The 17,465-nt window shown below is 60.8% G+C and carries 15 protein-coding genes and 1 pseudogene; 10 read left to right on the forward strand and 6 right to left on the reverse strand.

Annotated features, from left to right (window positions below; all coding sequences use genetic code 11):
- Nucleotides 1-218: 218 nt before the first annotated feature.
- A pseudogene (locus K9B32_RS14190) lies at nucleotides 219-1,144 on the forward strand (endonuclease/exonuclease/phosphatase family protein).
- Here K9B32_RS14190 and K9B32_RS14195 read toward each other — a convergent pair.
- Nucleotides 1,100-3,019 carry an ABC transporter ATP-binding protein gene (locus K9B32_RS14195; protein ID WP_224563114.1) on the reverse strand — a complete coding sequence of 640 codons (1,920 nt, stop codon included), beginning with the start codon at nucleotides 3,017-3,019 and terminating at the stop codon, nucleotides 1,100-1,102. The pseudogene K9B32_RS14190 and the gene K9B32_RS14195 sit on opposite strands and share 45 nt — an antisense overlap.
- A 182-nt stretch (nucleotides 3,020-3,201) precedes the next feature.
- Here K9B32_RS14195 and K9B32_RS14200 point away from each other — a divergent pair, with 182 nt between their 5' ends.
- Entirely contained in the window at nucleotides 3,202-3,411 is a 210-nt protein-coding gene (locus K9B32_RS14200; RefSeq protein ID WP_224563268.1) for a ribbon-helix-helix domain-containing protein, read from the forward strand.
- A 60-nt stretch (nucleotides 3,412-3,471) separates the two neighbouring features.
- Here K9B32_RS14200 and K9B32_RS14205 read toward each other — a convergent pair whose 3' ends face one another.
- On the reverse strand, nucleotides 3,472-5,328 hold the full coding sequence (locus K9B32_RS14205) for an ABC transporter ATP-binding protein (protein WP_224563115.1): 1,857 nt from the start codon (nucleotides 5,326-5,328) through the stop codon (nucleotides 3,472-3,474).
- A gap of 388 nt (nucleotides 5,329-5,716) precedes the next feature.
- Here K9B32_RS14205 and K9B32_RS14210 point away from each other — a divergent pair, with 388 nt between their 5' ends.
- Nucleotides 5,717-6,178, forward strand: coding sequence for a tRNA (cytidine(34)-2'-O)-methyltransferase (locus K9B32_RS14210; protein WP_224563116.1), 462 nt, complete (start codon nucleotides 5,717-5,719; stop codon nucleotides 6,176-6,178).
- Nucleotides 6,179-6,377: 199 nt separating this feature from the next.
- The gene (locus K9B32_RS14215) at nucleotides 6,378-8,024 is read left to right on the forward strand and encodes a Na/Pi cotransporter family protein (RefSeq protein WP_224563117.1); all 1,647 of its coding nucleotides are present in this window, start codon (nucleotides 6,378-6,380) and stop codon (nucleotides 8,022-8,024) included.
- Between the two features lie 6 nt (nucleotides 8,025-8,030).
- Here K9B32_RS14215 and K9B32_RS14220 read toward each other — a convergent pair whose 3' ends face one another.
- Nucleotides 8,031-8,291 carry a hypothetical protein gene (locus K9B32_RS14220; protein ID WP_007789934.1) on the reverse strand — a complete coding sequence of 87 codons (261 nt, stop codon included), beginning with the start codon at nucleotides 8,289-8,291 and terminating at the stop codon, nucleotides 8,031-8,033.
- Between the two features lie 168 nt (nucleotides 8,292-8,459).
- On the opposite strand from K9B32_RS14220, the gene hemF reads away from it, so the two are divergent.
- The 3 genes from hemF to K9B32_RS14235 all read left to right on the forward strand — a co-directional run bounded on the left by hemF (nucleotide 8,460) and on the right by K9B32_RS14235 (nucleotide 10,029).
- Entirely contained in the window at nucleotides 8,460-9,374 is a 915-nt protein-coding gene (hemF, locus tag K9B32_RS14225) for an oxygen-dependent coproporphyrinogen oxidase (protein ID WP_224563118.1), read from the forward strand.
- Between the two features lie 91 nt (nucleotides 9,375-9,465).
- Nucleotides 9,466-9,726 (forward strand): hypothetical protein, encoded by a 261-nt coding sequence (locus K9B32_RS14230; protein ID WP_224563120.1) that lies wholly within the window; start codon nucleotides 9,466-9,468, stop codon nucleotides 9,724-9,726.
- A gap of 117 nt (nucleotides 9,727-9,843) precedes the next feature.
- Nucleotides 9,844-10,029, forward strand: a complete 186-nt coding sequence (locus K9B32_RS14235) for a DUF1059 domain-containing protein (RefSeq protein WP_132588793.1) — start codon at nucleotides 9,844-9,846, stop codon at nucleotides 10,027-10,029.
- 2 nt (nucleotides 10,030-10,031) lie between these two features.
- Here K9B32_RS14235 and K9B32_RS14240 read toward each other — a convergent pair whose 3' ends face one another.
- Genes K9B32_RS14240 through K9B32_RS14250 form a run of 3 tightly spaced genes read right to left on the reverse strand, consistent with a single transcriptional unit; the run spans nucleotide 10,032 to nucleotide 12,552 of the window.
- A complete protein-coding gene (locus tag K9B32_RS14240; protein WP_224563122.1) occupies nucleotides 10,032-11,285 on the reverse strand; it encodes a CCA tRNA nucleotidyltransferase in 1,254 nt (417 codons plus the stop codon).
- Nucleotides 11,282-11,932, reverse strand: coding sequence for a CoA pyrophosphatase (locus K9B32_RS14245; protein ID WP_224563125.1), 651 nt, complete (start codon nucleotides 11,930-11,932; stop codon nucleotides 11,282-11,284). Before K9B32_RS14245 ends, K9B32_RS14240 begins: the two co-directional genes overlap by 4 nt.
- Nucleotides 11,929-12,552, reverse strand: coding sequence for a DUF1285 domain-containing protein (locus tag K9B32_RS14250; protein ID WP_224563127.1), 624 nt, complete (start codon nucleotides 12,550-12,552; stop codon nucleotides 11,929-11,931). Before K9B32_RS14250 ends, K9B32_RS14245 begins: the two co-directional genes overlap by 4 nt.
- Nucleotides 12,553-12,710: 158 nt before the next feature.
- Here K9B32_RS14250 and K9B32_RS14255 point away from each other — a divergent pair, with 158 nt between their 5' ends.
- From K9B32_RS14255 to K9B32_RS14265, 3 genes are read left to right on the forward strand one after another with little or no spacing between them, the layout of a single operon-like run.
- A complete protein-coding gene (locus K9B32_RS14255; RefSeq protein WP_224563130.1) occupies nucleotides 12,711-13,721 on the forward strand; it encodes an AAA family ATPase in 1,011 nt (336 codons plus the stop codon).
- 12 nt (nucleotides 13,722-13,733) lie between these two features.
- Nucleotides 13,734-14,654, forward strand: a complete 921-nt coding sequence (locus tag K9B32_RS14260) for a DUF58 domain-containing protein (protein WP_224563132.1) — start codon at nucleotides 13,734-13,736, stop codon at nucleotides 14,652-14,654.
- Nucleotides 14,651-17,464 (forward strand): DUF4159 domain-containing protein, encoded by a 2,814-nt coding sequence (locus tag K9B32_RS14265; protein ID WP_224563134.1) that lies wholly within the window; start codon nucleotides 14,651-14,653, stop codon nucleotides 17,462-17,464. Before K9B32_RS14260 ends, K9B32_RS14265 begins: the two co-directional genes overlap by 4 nt.
- Nucleotide 17,465 lies beyond the last annotated feature (1 nt).

The raw sequence follows: 17,465 nt of genomic DNA on the forward strand, positions 1-17,465 counted from the left end.
CGACACAATTCGACCAAAGATTCCCCACCAATCCGGCGCGTTCTAAGCTTGATCGCAAATTATGTCCAGCCTTGGCAAGGCCATGTGGGCACAATGTCGCGGGAATTTTCAGATGATTTTCGAAGACAATCACATGCTTGCCACAGTTGTGCATTGCACCAATTCGAACCTCGTGCTAGGCGAGCGCCGCAAACCTCTCCCTATCCCCGCGCCCGCCGATGAAAGACACTTTATACTGCATAGGGAGTGTCCTCCTCTCGCTGTTACTGGCGCTGATGTCTTTGCGCTATATCACACACGTCTGGCTTCTCGCCTTCGTCTACAGCTTTCAGATTCATTTCGCCCTGGCCGCGATCGCAGGGTGCCTGGTGCTTCTGCTCCTCAAGCGGCACTGGTATGCCTATCTGCTTTTGACCATCGCAGTGATGCTCGTGGGGCATGGCTTTATCATGCTGAGGGAATTCGCCGCCACTCCAGCGCGTGCCAATACGCCACCGCTTTTCAGGGTGATGTCCTTCAACATCGAACACGAGAACGTCTCCAATGCTGGGCGAATTGCGGATTTCGTCATCGCCTCGAATGCCGATGTCGTGAACATCCTGGAGGCTGCTCCGCTTCGCCCTTACATCGCACGCCTGTCCAGCACATACACATAGGCTGCGGCGAAGAGATCAAGCAGTGCGACACGCTCGTCCTCTCGAAGCGGCCGTTCATCGAAAAGAAAGTCAGCAGCCTTGGCAAGCTGTGGCAAAATCGGCTGACCTATTCAGCCATCGACTTCGACGGAACGAAGATCAGCTTTCTCGTAGCCCATCTCGCCAAGCCTTACTTCGATGACTTCCAGGCGGACGAACTCGTTGATCTCGGGTCTGCGACGGACGCTATCGATGCGCCGCTTGTCCTCACGGGAGACTTCAATTCCGCGATCCTCGACCCGCGTATCCAGCGCTTCATGCGCACGACCGGCTTTCATACGGTCTTTCCGGAGCCGGCGACCTGGCCGATCAAGGCGCGCGACTTCGGTATCAGTATCGATCACGTGCTCGCCCGTGTGCCACTGCGGCTGAAATCGGTCGAACGGATCGAGGACAATATGGGATCAAACCACTTTGGCCTCATGGCCGAGTTTGCCCTCGACTCTTGACGCAGACTGCGACACGTCGAAATCGGTGGCGAGGAACCCGCCTGACTGGCGCGCCCAGAGTTCGGCATAGAGACCGCCACGCTTCAGCAGGGTCTCGTGCGTCCCCTCTTCTATGATCCCCCCCTCGTCGACGACGATCAATCTATCGAGGGCAGCAATGGTCGAGAGCCGATGCGCGATGGCGAGCACGGTCTTGCCTTCCATCAGGCCGATCAGATTGGATTGGATTGCCTCTTCCACCTCGGAATCGAGCGCCGAGGTGGCTTCGTCGAGAACCAGGATCGGCGCATCCTTCAGCATGATGCGTGCGATCGCAATGCGCTGGCGCTGACCGCCGGAGAGTTTCACGCCACGTTCCCCGACATGTGCATCGAAACCCTTGCGGCCATTTTGGTCCTGCAGGCGTTCGATGAAGCCAAGCGCTTCTGCGCGCCGTGCCGCCTCAACCAGCCGCGCCTCCCCCGCATCCGGGCGGCCGAACAGGATATTGTCCCGGACCGAGCGATGCAGCAGCGACGTATCCTGGCTGACGACCCCGATCTGCGTGCGCAGTGACTCCTGCCTGACCGCCGCAATATTCTGGCCGTCGATCAATATCTGCCCCCCTTCGAGGTCGTAGAGCCGTAGCAGCAGGTTCACCAGCGTCGACTTGCCCGCACCGGAGCGCCCGACGATGCCGACCTTCTCGCCTGGCTCGATCGTGAGCGAAAAATTGTCGATGACGCCATTTGGTCGCCCGTAGTGAAAAGAGACGTTCTCGAAGCGGATGCCAGGCCGTCGGATGACAAGATCACCGGCACCGGGGCGATCGACCAGTCCAAGCGGCTGCGAGATCAACTCCGCGGCATTCTGGATCGTGCCAAGGTTGCGCATGATGCCGTTGAACTGGGTCATCAACCGGCCCAGAAGAAAGTTCAGGCGCAGCACGAGCGCCAGCGAGAAGGCCACCGCGCCGGAACTGACGAGGCCGGCCAACCACAGGTGAACGCTAAGAGCCGCCATGCTGACGATCATGATGCCCGAGAGCAGCGCCATCGAGGCGCGCACGCCGGTGATGAAGCGCGTGAACCGCAGCACCGTCTCCTGATAAAAGTCGAAGCCTTGCCGCATATAGCGGTCGCTTTCCTCATCGCGCGCAAATAGCTTCAGGGTCTGGATATTGCTGTAGGCGTCCACCATGCGCCCGTTGATCATCGAGGCGGCTTCGGCTGTTTCGCGGGAATGAAACCGGATGCGTGGCACGAAATAACGCGCCAGAACGCCAAAGGCGCACAGCCAGCAGAGCACGACGACGGCAAGCGAGAAATCGAGCCCTGCGACGAGCACCAGCGTCGTCGCCGCATAGATGCCGACGAACCAGACACTCTCCATCAGTGTCGTCACCAAGTCGCCGGTGGCCTGGCCGGCCGACCAGACCTTGGTGACGACGCGACCCGAAAAATCGCTTTGGAAGAAGGAGAGCGATTGCCGCGAAACATGCAGGTAGGATTGCCAGCGCGCCAGGTTGTAAAAACCGGGTGTGATCACCTGCTGATCGACGAGTGCGATCAACAGCGCGACGACAAAGCGGACAATGCCGATGAGAACGAGCATGCTGAACAACTCGGCGCCGTGCGCGGCGAGGAGACCGCTCCAGCCTGCCGCCGGCGTGATCGTCGCGAGAATATCCACGAGCCGCCCAACGAACCAGAACAAGGCCGCCTCGATCGCCGCCGACATGCCCCCGAGCGCCAGCATCGCCACGAACGGCGCCTTCGCTTGACCAATATAGAACCAGATGAATCCAAGCGTTGAGCGCGGTGGTTGAATGTTTTCCCGCGGCGCAAAGGGATCAATCCAGTTTTCGAAAGCACGAAAGAGTCGTTTTATCAGCATATTTGCGATATAGGCTTAATAGCCGGAGCGGGAAAGCAACGGCCCCAGGGCGCAACCTTATATTTTCGTAACAATCGGTAACAACAACGGCATCGCCGTTGAATGAGACTGACCTCGTCACAATCTCGGGGTACAATGGATGCTTACGGGAGATGGCCGCGATGCAAGCAAGAAAGGCAGTCATGTCGAGTATTCCGCTGCCCCTTGCGGAACGACTTGATGCAATCGTTGAACAGTTGGATATTTCCTACGACCAGGCTGTCGCAGAGGCGATCTCTGCGTGGATCGATCGTGAGGAAGAGCGGCGCCTGTTCGCCTTGCGTACGCTTGTTTCGACCAACAGCATGCTTGTCGAAGGGAACCGCGTGAAAGACTGGGCAGACAGCCTCTGAGCCGAGATCCAAGAACGTAAATGAGAAGCCCTCTCCGCATCCACAGGGAGGGCTTCTGGCTTATTCGGCCGCCTCTTCCGCTTCTTCGGAATGGTCGGCCAGGAAGCCGCCCGATTGCCGGTTCCAGAGGTCGGCATAGATGCCGCCTTGGTCGACAAGCTCGGCATGGGCACCGGCTTCGACAATCCTGCCTTTATCGAGCACGATCAAGCGGTCCATCTCGGTCAGGGTCGACAGGCGGTGCGCGATGGCAATCACCGTCTTGCCTTCCATCAGCGCAAACAGGTTCTCCTGGATCGCTGCTTCGACCTCGGAGTCGAGCGCCGATGTCGCCTCGTCGAGCACCAGGATCGGCGCATCCTTCAAGAAGACGCGGGCGATCGCGACGCGCTGGCGCTGGCCGCCGGAGAGCTTCACGCCACGCTCGCCGACCTGCGCGTCGAGCCCCTTGCGGCCCTGCATGTCGACAAGCCCTTCGATGAACTCCCAGGCATTGGCCCGCCTGGCCGCTTCGATCACCTGAGCATCGGTCGCCTCGGGGCGGCCATAGGCGATGTTGTCGCGGATCGAACGGTGCAGCAGGGACGTATCCTGCGTCACGACGCCGATCAGTTCACGCAGGCTCTCCTGCGACACGGCCGAGATGTCCTGGCCATCGATGGTGATGCGGCCAGCCTCCAGATCGTAGAAACGCAGCAGCAGGTTCATCAACGTAGTCTTGCCGGCGCCGGAGCGGCCGACCAGACCGACTTTCTCGCCCGCCTTGATGTCAAGCGAGAGATTGTCGATGACGCCTTTGCCCTTGCCATAATGAAAGCGGATGCGCTCGTAGTGGATTGCACCCTTCTTCGCAGACAGCTGCGGCGCGCCCGGCTTGTCGACGATGTCGTGCTTCTTGGTCATCATCTCCATGCCGTCATAGACCGTGCCGATGTTCTCGAAGAGCGCCGAGACCTCCCACATGATCCATTGCGACATGCCGTTGACACGCATGGCAAGACCGATCGCGATGGCGATGGCGCCGACGGAGATCTGTCCGTTCAGCCAGAACCAGATGGACAGGCCCGACACCACGAAGAGCGCGATGCAGTTGTTCATGTAGACAGCGACGTGAAACAACGTGACGCGGCGCATCTGCGCGTGAACGGTTCCGAGGAATTCCTCCATACCGCTACGTGCATAGGTCTCCTCGCGGCCGGCATGCGAAAACAGCTTGACCGTCGCGATATTCGTGTAGCTGTCGACTACCCGCCCGGTCATCATCGAGCGTGCATCCGCCTGTTGCGCCGCGATCTTGCGAAGCCGCGGCACGAAATAGGAGACGATGCCGATGTAGATCGCGAGCCAGACGAGGATCGGTATCATCAGCCGCCAGTCGGCAGCAGCAATGACGATGATCATCGACAGGAAGTACGTGACGACATAGACGAAGACATCGAGGATCTTCATCGTCGTCTCGCGAACCGCAAGCGAGGTCTGCATCACTTTCGTCGCAACGCGTCCGGCGAACTCGTTGGCGAAGAAGGTCATGCTGTGACGCAGCAGGAACCGGTGCATCTGCCAGCGTGCGATCATCGGGTAATTGCCGAGAAGCACCTGATGCATGATGAGCGAATCCAGCCCCGCCGCCAGGGGCAGGCCGACGAGGATCAACGCTCCCATCCAGGCAAGCCTCGGCCACTCCGTCTGAAGGAATGTGGCCTTGTCCGCCTTGGTCAGCCAGTCCACGATGTCACCGAGGAACTGGAAGAGCGCCACCTCACCGACGGCAATCAGCGCCGTCAGGACCGCCATGATGGCGAGCCACGGCGCTGCCGGCTTCGTATAGTGCCAGCAAAATGCAAAAAGGCCCTTCGGAGGAGCCATCGGCTCCTCGCTGGGGAAGGGATTGAGTCGCTGTTCGAACCAGCCAAACATGAAAATGCTCCGAAACTTGATCGCTCCGGCCTCCCGGCTCGCGCAAAACGGCGCTTGAGCTCATATGGGAACCGGACGTTCACGGGGCGAGGCCACGACAGCCGCGCAATGGATTAGAAATGGGAATTCAGGAAAGAAATGGCACTAGGCGTGCCAGATCGCCACTCGTGAGTTCACGCGTCGAGAGCGCATACGCGGCAATATTTCCATCTTGGCGCTCCCTTCTGGCGATTAAAAGATGTGCATCCTTAACGCGAATTAAGCTGAATTTCCAGACCCGGCCGGCCGGAAATTGAACAATTGTCGGCCAAAATGCGTCCTGTTGCGTCAAAATCACAGTTGCAATAGGTGTCTTTCGACGAAAAAGCGGAAAAGACGACATTCCACGATGGCAGACCTCAGACTAGCCCTCTATCAGCCTGACATTCCGGGTAATACCGGTACCATCCTGCGTCTTGCTGCCTGCCTCGGTTTTGCCATCGACATCATCGAGCCCGCAGGCTTTGACATATCGGATCGCAATCTCAAGCGAGCCGGCATGGATTACATCGCCGCAGCCGCCCTCACCCGCCATGTCAATTGGGATCGCTTCGACGATTGGCGAAAGAGCACCGGCCGACGCCTGGTGCTGGCATCCACCAAGTCGTCCTGCCGCTACACAGACTTCGCATTCCGTGCCGACGACATATTGCTTTTCGGCCGCGAGAGCGCCGGCGTTCCAGATCATGTGCACGCGGCGGCCGACGCCCGGATCCTTGTTCCGATGGTTGAAGGCCAACGCTCGATCAATGTTGCCGTCTCGGCCGCGATGATTATCGGAGAAGCCATGCGGCAGACCGTCTGGGGTTGATTTCCGGCCCCGGTGACGCAAATGCCCCTTCCAGCCTCGGAATATGTCGCCAACGGCGTTGTGAATTTTCCTGAGCGGCGTATAGTTTTTAGCCGGACAATTAAAAAAATGTCCAGAAAGCCATGTTTTCAATTACTTGGCAAAGAGAGATTCGAACAGGAAGGTGCCTGTTCGCGTAAGAGACAAAAGAAACGGCAGAATGGAATCGACGATCGTCATGATCAACCTGTTCGGCGCGGTAGCCCTGCTACTGTTTGGCTTGGCACAGGTGAAGGACGGCGTTTCCCGAGCGTTTGGTGCCCGATTGCGCACTGGCCTTGCGACCGGCACCCGCGGTGGCTTGCGCTCTTTCCTGTCCGGCTTCGTCGCCACGATCGCGCTGCAAAGCTCCACCGCGACGGCTCTGATGGTCGCCTCCTTCGTCGAGCGCGAACTGGTGAAGCCGCGCATGGCGCAAATCGTCCTGCTCGGCGCCAATGTCGGAACCGCGGTGACCGCCTGGATCGTCGCCACCGGCATCGCGTGGCTGTCTCCCCTGGTGATCCTTGCCGGAATGATCCTCCATCGCAGCGGCTCGTCGTCACGCCAGGGCGGCGGCACGGCGTTGATCGGCATCGGCCTGATGCTTTTGTCGCTGCATCTGCTGAGCAGCGCCACCGAACCGATGCGGCAGTCGCCGGCCCTTGGCGCCTTCATCGCCCTGCTGGACAATGCCTGGCCGGTCGCACTGGCCTTTTCCGCCGGCATCGCCTTCATCTCGTCGTCGAGCCTAGCCGCCGTCGTCCTCATTCTCTCGCTCGCCTCAACGGGCATCCTGTCGGCCGGACTGGTCATCGTGCTGGTGCTCGGCGCCAATCTCGGCGGCGCCATTCCGCCTGTGATAGCTTCGCTCGCCGGGCCGGCGGCCGCCAGGCGTGTTACGCTCGGCAATTTGATTGTGCGGGCAATCGGCTGCCTGATTGCATTGCCGCTCGCCGGCTACGGCGCCGAGTTGCTGGGAACGTTGCCGCTGACGCCGGCAAAACTGCCGGTCGATGCCCATCTCGGCTTCAACCTGATCCTTGCAGCCCTCGCCTGGCCCTTCTCGCGCCCCCTTTCGCGGCTGATGCTGAGATTGGTGCCGGACGACACGCAGCCGGACAGCGGACCGAGATACCTCGACCCGCAGGAACTTTCGACGCCTGTTGTCGCCCTCGCAAGCGCCACACGAGAGGTGCTCGGCGTCGGCGATCTGATCGAACGGATGCTGCTGCGCGCCTCAAGCGCTTTCGAGAGCAATGACCTGGCGAAACTCAAGGAAATCCCGTCGCTGGAAAAGCGGGTCGACAGCCTGCAGCAGGAGGTGAAGATCTATCTTTCCAAGCTTGGGCATGGTGGCCTGAGCGAAGAGGACGCTCGCCGTTCCATCGTTATCATCGACTACGCGATCAACCTCGAACATATGGGCGACATTATAGAGAAGGGTCTGATGCCGCAGGTGACCAAGAAGGTTTCGCTGGGACTGAAGTTCTCCCAGGAAGGCTACGAGGAACTGCAGAAGCTTTTCCACCTGACGATCGACAACCTGCGCATTGCCCAGACGATCCTCGTCACCCGCGACTTCAATCTCGCCAAGCAGCTGATGGAGGTGAAAGTCGAGGTTCGCCGGATGGAGAAGCAGTCCTCGGAACGGCATCTGGAGCGCCTGCGCGATGGCCGCGCCGACAGCCTGCAGACAAGCTCATTGCATCTGGACATGCTGCGCGACCTGAAGCGGATCAACGCCCACATTGTTTCGGTCGCACACCCGATCCTCGACGAAAGCGGGCTGCTCATCGAAAGCAGGCTGAAAGGCGCCGCCGAGTAAAGCCGTTCAATCGGCAGACGGCAGCCGCCGCATCGTGAATTCGATCTGGTCGCCTTCCAGCTGGCGCCAGCTCTCGACTTCCGTCCAATAGGCTGCCTTAGGATATTCGTCGAACCATTCGCGTGCCTTGGCGCGGGCATCGAGGAGATTGAGGCAATAGGTTTGTCGGACGAAACGATCGTTCTTCCGGGGCGTGCCTTCTGCCCGATGGGTGGCAATCCGTCGTTTGAGACCGTCGAACGACGGAGGTCCAGGAATTTTCGTCATGAGCCTACCTCTGTAGGAAAAAGGTAATATCGAAAATTGCTTTTTGCGAGTCGAATCTGAGGAAGCCTCAGTCATCGCCCTCTGCTGGCAGGACCCTGCCCTAACTGCTATCAGAGCAGCAAAGACGAAAGCGCGAGTCGACTGGCGACCCGCTCGGAGAGAGATAGAATGGAAAGACCCGAACTTCCGATCGGCCTGCCTGACGATATCGAAGAGAAGAAGTCGACTGCCCGGGCATGGTTCGAAAGTCTTCGCGACACGATCTGCGCCTCCTTCGAAACGCTGGAAGACGAACTCTCGGGCCCGCTCTCCGATAGGGAGCCGGGCCGCTTCGTGGCGAAGGACTGGTCGCGCGAAAATGGTGCAGGTGGTGGTGGCCGCATGTCGATCATGCACGGCCGCGTCTTCGAGAAGGTCGGGGTGCACACCTCCACCGTGTACGGAGAGTTCGCGCCTGATATCCGCGCCCAGATGCCCGGCGCCAAGGAGGATCCTCGCTTCTGGGCCTCGGGCATTTCGCTGATCGCCCATCCGGTCAATCCCAACGTGCCTGCCGTACACATGAACACGCGGATGGTGGTCACCTCGAGCCGCTGGTTCGGCGGCGGCGCCGACTTGACGCCGGTGCTTGATCGCCGTCGCACGCAGGAAGATGAGGACAGCCAGTTGTTCCATAAGGCCATGGAAATCGCCTGTCGCAGCCATTCCGGTGTCGCCGACTACGCTGCCTACAAGAAATGGTGCGACGAGTATTTCTTCCTCAAGCACAGGAACGAGGCCCGCGGCATCGGCGGCATCTTCTATGACTGGCTGCATTCCAGCGAGGAGGCCGGCGGCTGGGACGCCGATTTCGCCTTCACCCGCGATGTTGGACGGGCGTTTGCCATGGTTTATCCACGGATAGTTCGCGCCAACTTTAATAAACAGTGGACAGAGGCGGATCGTGACGAACAATTGATTCGCCGTGGACGCTACGTTGAGTTCAATCTTCTCTATGACAGAGGCACGATCTTCGGCCTCAAGACAGGAGGAAACGTCGAATCCATTCTCTCGTCCCTGCCTCCTCTTGTCCGTTGGCCTTGACCTGACAAATAAAGATGCCGGGAGGGGTTAAATTCGGAGGCCGGATCACTTAGTCTAGGCATGTACGCGTAACAATCGGAGGAGGATTGTCATGACGATACAAAGTAGCTCTGCGGCATCGGCGGGTGCCCAAGAGCGTCCCCCGCCCATGGATACACCCGATTTCTTGAGCCGCGTTGCGCAAAGGCTCCGGGCAGAAAGCGGATCCGACCTCCCACTTTCCTGCTTCATCGAACAAGTGAAGCTTCAACTGGCCGGCGGCAAGACACCTGAGGAACTCGACCACCCGGCCAAGGCTCACGACAACAAAGCGGCCGTCGATTGCTTCAGATCCTGGGCCATGCCCGAATAACGAGAAAATGACCAACCGGCCGGTCCTTCGCGCCGGCCGGAACCTTCTTGCCGCTTCGAACATTCAGGCATTGCAGGACCGCGCAATGTCATTGAAATCCGAAAGAAGGAGGAAAAAATGAGACTCTTCGAATGTGGAACGCTTGTCCCCGGATGTGAATGGCACACCAGGGCGAACGACGACGCTGAAATCGTGCGCCGTGTCGTTGAGCACATGCGCAGCGTCCACGGCGAGACCGTGATCCGCGAAAACATGATCGACAACATCAAGGCGCGCATCCGCAACGAGGCCACGGCGGCTTGAAGTTATTTTGTCAGGTCGTTCAGCCGGGCGAGCAGCGCCGCCCGGTCCGGAGAGAAATTTTCCTCGATCCAGAAATTCTCGAGTGCCGACAGCGTTTCGCCGACCTGCTTTCCGGCGGATACCCCCGCGCCCATGACGTCGGTGCCATTGATCGGGAACTGTGGTTTCTTCCAGTTTTCAGCCAGTTCGAGCAGCTTGCCAAGCCTTGCTGAGCGCGCCATCTCCTGCATGTCGCCTTCCGCCTTGCCGCGCGCCGTTACCAACGCAAGTTTCAAGCGTGTCTGTATCCCATCCGCGCCGTGCCGGTAGAGCAATCGTGCAAAGGCAACCGAAGACAATTCATCATTGATAACAGGCGCCTTGGCCCATGCTTTGAACCAGGCGAGTTCGGCATTGGCAAGCTTGAGGCGTGCGGCCATCTTCGCCAGCCGATCGGCATCGGGTGGAATGATGGCGGCGAGACGCAGAAGCGGCTCCGGCTTCCAGCCGAGCGTCTTCTCCGTGCTGATCAACGCCGGAACGGTGTCAATGCCCCACTTTTCTGTCTCCGGAAGGATTTCACTGAGCACACCGACCTGCCGCATCCACAAGAGCGCCCGTCCAGGATCCTCCGCGCTGAGCAATTTGCGCAGTTCCGACCATAGCCTTTCGGCCGAAAGCGTCTTTAGCTTGGCGCGAGCCGATGCGCACGCCCGGAGCCCATCGGCATCCGGACGGCCGGAACCATAATAGGCGAAGAACCGGAAAAACCGCAGGATACGCAGATAATCCTCGGCGACGCGCGTCGCCGCATCACCGATGAAGCGGATGTTGCGCTTCTCGATATCGGCAAGACCACCGACCAGGTCGATCACATCGCCCTTGGAGTCGACATAAAGCGCGTTGATCGTCAGGTCGCGGCGTTCCGCATCGGTCTGCCAATCCGAACTGAATGCCACCTTGGCCCGGCGTCCGTCGGTCTCGACATCGGCCCTCAGCGTCGTGACTTCGAAGGGCTTGCCGTCAATGACGAGGGTCACCGTGCCGTGCGCCACGCCGGTCGGAACGGCCTTGATGCCAGAGGCAGCCGCCCGCTCGATGACCTGTTCCGGCGCGAGCGTGGTGGCAACATCGATATCGCTGACCGGGAGCTCCATGAGGCTGTTGCGGACCGCTCCGCCGACGACACGCCCCTCTCCTCCATCGGCGTTGAGCAGCGTGAATACGCGCCTCAGCGCCGGATCCTTGAACCATGTTTCGTGGCCAAGGTTGATCATGCATAAAGCCTTTCATAAAGGGTGCGGACGATGCCCGCGGTAATGCCCCAGATCATCCGGCTTTCATAGGGCATCCGGTAGAAATGTCGTTCGAGACCGTCGAGGACACGCCTGTCACGGCTGTGATTTGCCGGATTCATGAGAAAGGACAGCGGCACTTCGAAGACGTCGTCCACCTCGGTTGGATTGAGCTTCAATTCGAAGCCGCGCCGGACGACGGCAAGCACCGGCGTAATACGGAAACCGGTCGATGCAAGATAGTTCGGAAGCCGCGCCACGGTCTCGACAAACGACCCGTCGATACCGATTTCCTCTTCGGTTTCCCGGATTGCCGCCCTCTCGGCCGAGCCGTCGACGGCGTCGATCTTGCCGCCGGGAAACGCGATCTGTCCGGAATGTTTTCGCAGCGTCGCGGTGCGCTGCGTGAAGATCACATGCGCATCGTCACCGTCGTCGACGACAGGCACCAGAACCGCAGCATCACGAAGTTTGAAGGTCTCCACCTGCGTAACGATATCGGGGTTCAGAATATGGTCGCCGTGATCACGCCAGGAGCGGTCGACCGGGCCGCCGCTCTGGTGAAGTGCGCGGTGACGGAATTCGGCCGCTGAATAGAGCGAACGGTGGTCGGTCAAAACATTCGTCATCGGGAAAGTGCATCCAGTTCGGCCGCCGGCATGACAGGAAAGGTCACTCCGCCGGAGCGGAGACAGAACATCGTCTCGCCATCGACCTCAAGGCGTTCGCCGAGCTCGACGAGTTCGTACATGATGGGCCGGGAGACCAGCGCTTCCAACCGCCCGCGAACATGAAGATAGGGCTTCAACTCGCTGCATTCGCCGTGAATTGCAAAGCGAAGGGGATGTGCCGCCCCGGCCTCCACCACATCGCCGACATTGGTCCGGAACGTCAGCAACGGCTCGCCATCCCTTTCGCCGGCATTCATTTCAACGGCCAAGAACGGCGCGTCTACGACACGGATACCGACCCTCTCCACAGGCGTTACGAGATATGTCTTGCCATCCTCATCCTTGCGGAGGACCGTTGAAAACAGTCTGACGAGAGGCGCTCGGCCGATCGGTGTTCCCATATAGAACCATGTGCCATCAGCCCGGATTTCCATGTCGATATCGCCGCAGAAGGGCGGATTCCATTTGTCGACGGGCGGAAGGCCTCGGGGTTTGGCGCCTGCGTCGCCGGCGGCGCGCGAAATCAGCGCGGCAAGACCGGCCGCATCCGTTGTCGCCTTGATCTCTTCGGCTGCCATTCTTCTGTCCCGGTTTGTCTTTAACTCCAGAAGGTCACGAGATAGTCATTTGGAACGAACTTGTCAGCCCGCAACATCTCCATAACTCTATCTGGTATGAGGCTTGCGTGTAAGTCTGCCGATTCGCGACGAATGATATCAGCCGCTGGAGATGCCTTATGGGTATGATGAAGACCGAAGCCCCCCTTGATGAAAAGGCGATCATCGCCGCGGCCGAGAAGGCACTAGCAGATATCGCCGTCGTCCGGGGCGAAGTCTCTAAGGTGATCTTCGGCCAGGAAAGCGTCGTGGAGAATACGCTTCTGGCGGTTCTCTCCGGTGGACATGCCCTGCTCGTCGGCGTACCTGGCCTCGCCAAGACCAAGCTCGTCACGACGCTCGGCGAAGTGCTTGGGCTCGCCTCCAACCGCATTCAGTTCACCCCGGACCTGATGCCCTCGGACATTCTGGGCTCGGAAGTGATGGACCAGGACGAGAGCGGCCGCCGCTCCTTCCGTTTCGTCAAGGGCCCGGTGTTCGCCCAGCTTCTGATGGCCGACGAAATCAACCGCGCATCGCCGCGCACGCAGTCGGCTCTGCTGCAGTCCATGCAGGAATACCATATCACGGTTGCCGGCCATCGCTACGATCTGCCGGTTCCGTTCCACGTCCTCGCCACCCAGAACCCGCTGGAGCAGGAAGGCACCTACCCTCTTCCCGAGGCACAGCTGGACCGCTTCCTGCTGCAGGTCGATGTCCACTATCCCGAGCTTGCGGCCGAGCGACAGATCCTGCTCGAGACGACGGGCCTTAGCGAGACGAAGCCACAAGCAGTCTTGAACGCCGAGCGGCTGGTCGAAATCCAGACGCTCGTGCGCCAGATGCCAGTGAGCGACAAGGTCGTCGATGCCATCCTGGCGCTTGTCCGCTCCGCCCGCCCCGGCCAGGGCAATACGTCCACCGACAAGAACGTCGCCTGGGGCCCCGGCCCTCGCGCCGGCCAGGCCATGATGCTCTGCGCCCGTGCCCGCGCGCTCTACGAAGGCCGCCTCGCTCCATCCATCGACGACGTGCACGCGTTGGCTGAACCCGTGCTGCAGCACCGCATGGCGCTGACATTCGCGGCGCGTGCGGAAGGCATGTCGGTTCGCGATGTCATTGACGGACTGGTCAAGCAGGCCAAGGGATAAGGAAGCGTCTGCGTGGCACCCATCGGACAGATCGTCAATCCGACCTCGGGCAATGATGCGCTCGCTCGCGCTAGGCAGCGGGCGAGCCTTGTCCCGGATTGTCTGGTCGAGGCCAAGCGGATTGCCAATACCGTCATCGCCGGCTGGCATGGCCGCCGCAAGCGCGGCATCGGCGAGAACTTCTGGCAATTCCGCCCCTACACCGAGGGCGAAAGCCTATCCCGCATCGATTGGCGCCGATCCGCCCGCGACGACCACACCTACATCCGCGACCGCGAGTGGGAGGCAGCCCATACGATCTGGCTCTGGGCCGACATGTCTGCCTCAATGATGTACAAATCGACCTTCGGAAACGCTTCCAAGGAAGGCCGGGCACTCGTCATCATGCTGGCGCTTGCCGAAATCCTTGCGCGCTCCGGTGAGCGCATCGGATGCCCCGGCGTGATGGAGCCGATCGCCGCACGAAACGCTGCGGAACGGCTTGCAACCGCATTGATGCATGCGCCGCTGAGCGGGGGACTGCCCGACACAGCCATGATCCGCGGCTGGAGCGAACTCGTACTGATCGGCGATTTTCTCGATGATGCGCGTGCGGTCATGGCGCGCATCGGTCCCTTGGCGCGGCGCGGTCTGCGCGGCCACGTGATCGAGATCGCCGACCCGGCCGAAGAGCTCTTCCCCTATGATGGCCGCACCGAATTCACCGATCCCGAGACGGGTTCGAAGCTGACATCAGGCCGGGCCGAGCATGTTCGCGAAGCCTACACCCGCGCCTATCTCGACCGCAGGGATGATCTCGGTCAGGCGCTGCGCCACATGGGCTGGACCTTTGTCAGTCACCGCACCGACCATCTCGCCTCTGAAGCGCTGGTCGCCGTTCACATGTACCTCTCGGGAATGCCCGCAAGGATGACGCAGGGAGAACGCACGTGAACGCTCTTCCTTTCGCTTTCGCCTACCCCGCGATCCTCGGCGCCCTCGTGGCCCTGCCGATCATCTGGTGGCTGCTGCGATTGACGCCGCCGCGCCCGAAGACGGAAGTCTTCCCGCCACTGAAGATTCTCGCAACGGTCCTGAAGCGGGAGGAAACCCCGGCCCAGAGCCCCTGGTGGCTGACGCTGCTGCGCATGCTGCTTGCCACCGCCGTCATCCTGGCTATCGCCGACCCAGTCTTCAATCCGCGCACGAATTCAATTGCTTCCGGCGGCCCGCTCGTGCTCTTTGTTGACAACGGCTGGGCAACGTCGCCGGATTGGGATCGCCGCGTGAAGACGGCCGACGCACTGATCGATGACGCGCAAGCCGCCGGGACCCCTGTTGCCATCGCCTTCACCGCCGATCCGACCAACGATGCGGTTCCGGGAACGGCGTCCGTTGCCCGCGACAAGCTACGCGCCGCAGAACCGAAGCCGCTGGTGCCCGACCGGCAGCGCGCTTTCGAGGCTCTGCGCACCGCGTTGAACGGCGTCCATCCTGGCACTCTCGCCTTCCTGACCGATGGCGCCGCCGCAACCGACAACGACGCAACCGTCCGCCAGCTCTTAGATCTCTCGCCTGCCCAACTGCGCTTGATCTCCGGCGACGCGGCCGAGACGATCGCGATCACGTCGGCCAGCAATGCCGCGGATGCGATGACGGTTACCGCCACACGCCTCGACAGCACCAGCGCCGCTTCGCGCCCTATCACTGCGCAGGACACTCAGGGACGCGCGATCGCGGCCGGCTCGATCGACTTCCAACCAGGGCAGAGCGTCGCGACCGGATCAATCGCCGCACCGTTTGAAATGCGCAACGATTTTGCGCGCGTCAGCATCGATAACCACGCTACGGCTGGCGCCGTGCATCTGCTTGACGACGGCTTCAAGCGTCGCCGCGTCGTCCTGCTGTCGGGCGAAGTCGGCGATACGTTCCAGCCACTGCTTTCGCCGCTCTATTACATCCAGCGCGCCCTACAGCCTTATGCCGACTTGATCGAGCCGAACACGCCCGATCTCGCCACCTCGATCCCGGATCTCCTGTCGCAGAATCCGTCCGTCATCATCATGGCCGATATCGGCCGCCTTCCCCAGCAAACCTACGAGCCGCTGCAGCGCTGGATCGGCAACGGCGGAACGTTGGTCCGTTTTGCAGGGCCACGCCTTGCTGCCGCACCCGCCGACGACCCGCTGGTGCCGGTCACGTTGCGCCAGGGTGAGCGCGCCCTCGGTGGTGCGCTATCCTGGGCCGAACCACAGCCGCTTGCAGAGTTTCCCGCTTTCGGCCCGTTCGCCGGAATGCCGAAGCCGACGGATATTACTGTCAAACGTCAGGTTCTCGCAGAGCCAACGCCGGATCTTGCCGAGCGCACCTGGGCGAGCCTCGCCGATGGAACGCCGCTGGTGACGACGAAGCCGATCAATGCTGGCCGAATTGTGCTCTTCCATGTGAGTGCGGAGGCAACATGGTCCGACCTTCCGATATCGGGAAATTTCGTCGAGATGCTGCGTCGCCTCGTGCAGTTGTCACGCTCTGGCGGCGTGACCGCGGAAACCGACGGCGCTTCGACCGCTGACGCGCTACCGCCATTCCGATTATTGACCGCCAAGGGCGCACTGACGACCGAAACCGGTACGGCACGCCCGCTAATACCCAACGCCAAGGTCACGCCGGTTGCCAGCTTCGATAACCCGCCTGGCCTCTACGGATCCGAAGAAGGATTTACCGCGCTGAACGTGCTGCCGAAAAATGCCGAACTGAAGCCGCTTGATGCTTCGGGTACCACCGTCGTGCGTGAAGGGTTGATCGGCGGCGAGACCTGGTCGGCAAAGCCTGCGCTGTTCCTGATCGCCTTCCTGCTCCTGCTTGCCGACAGCCTGGTCGTGATGTTCATGAGCGGCGCGTTCTCGCGGCTGCGCCCTGCGGCGCGCACGGCGGTACTTGTCGCCGTTGCGTTCAGCGCGGCTTTCTTGCTGCAGCCTGGTCAATCGCATGCCGATGACGCCAAACCCGGTGATGACCAGATCTTCCAGCGGCTCGACAATACGCATCTCGCCTATGTCGTCACTGGTGAACAGGACGTCGACCGGATTTCCGAGCGGGGTCTCGAGGGTCTGACGGAATTCCTGACCTTCCGCACCACGCTGGAGCCCTCGCCGCCCGTTGGCCTGGATCTCACCAAGGACGAACTCGCCTTCTACCCGATCATCTATTGGCCGATCTCGGCGACGGCGCCCATGCCTTCAACGGCAGCGATCAACAAGATTGATGCCTATATGCGCGCCGGTGGAACGGTGCTGTTCGACACCCGCGACCAGTTCAGCGCACTCGACAACAATGGCAGCTCGGTCAGCGCCAACGGCGAGCGGCTGCGCCAGATCCTCGCGAATCTCGACATTCCGCCGCTGGAACCGGTGCCATCCGACCACGTGCTGACGAAGTCTTTCTACCTCCTGTCGAGCTTCCCCGGTCGCTACACCGGCAGCCCGCTCTGGATTGAAGCCCGCCAGGAAAATCGTGCTGAGAACGCCAAGTCGGCGGCGACGGCCGACGGCGTTTCCCCAATCCTCATCACCGGCAACGACTTTGCCGGCGCCTGGGCGGTCGATGACAACGGCGTGCCCATGTTGCCGACGGTCCCGCCGGATGAAATGCAGCGCGAATATGCCTACCGCAGCGGCGTCAACATCATGATGTATATGCTCACCGGCAACTACAAGACCGATCAGGTCCACGTCCCTGCCCTCCTGGAACGGTTGGGGCAGTGAC

The sequence above is a fragment of the Rhizobium sp. 3T7 genome (assembly GCF_020166565.1).
Classification (GTDB): Bacteria; Pseudomonadota; Alphaproteobacteria; order Rhizobiales; family Rhizobiaceae; genus Rhizobium.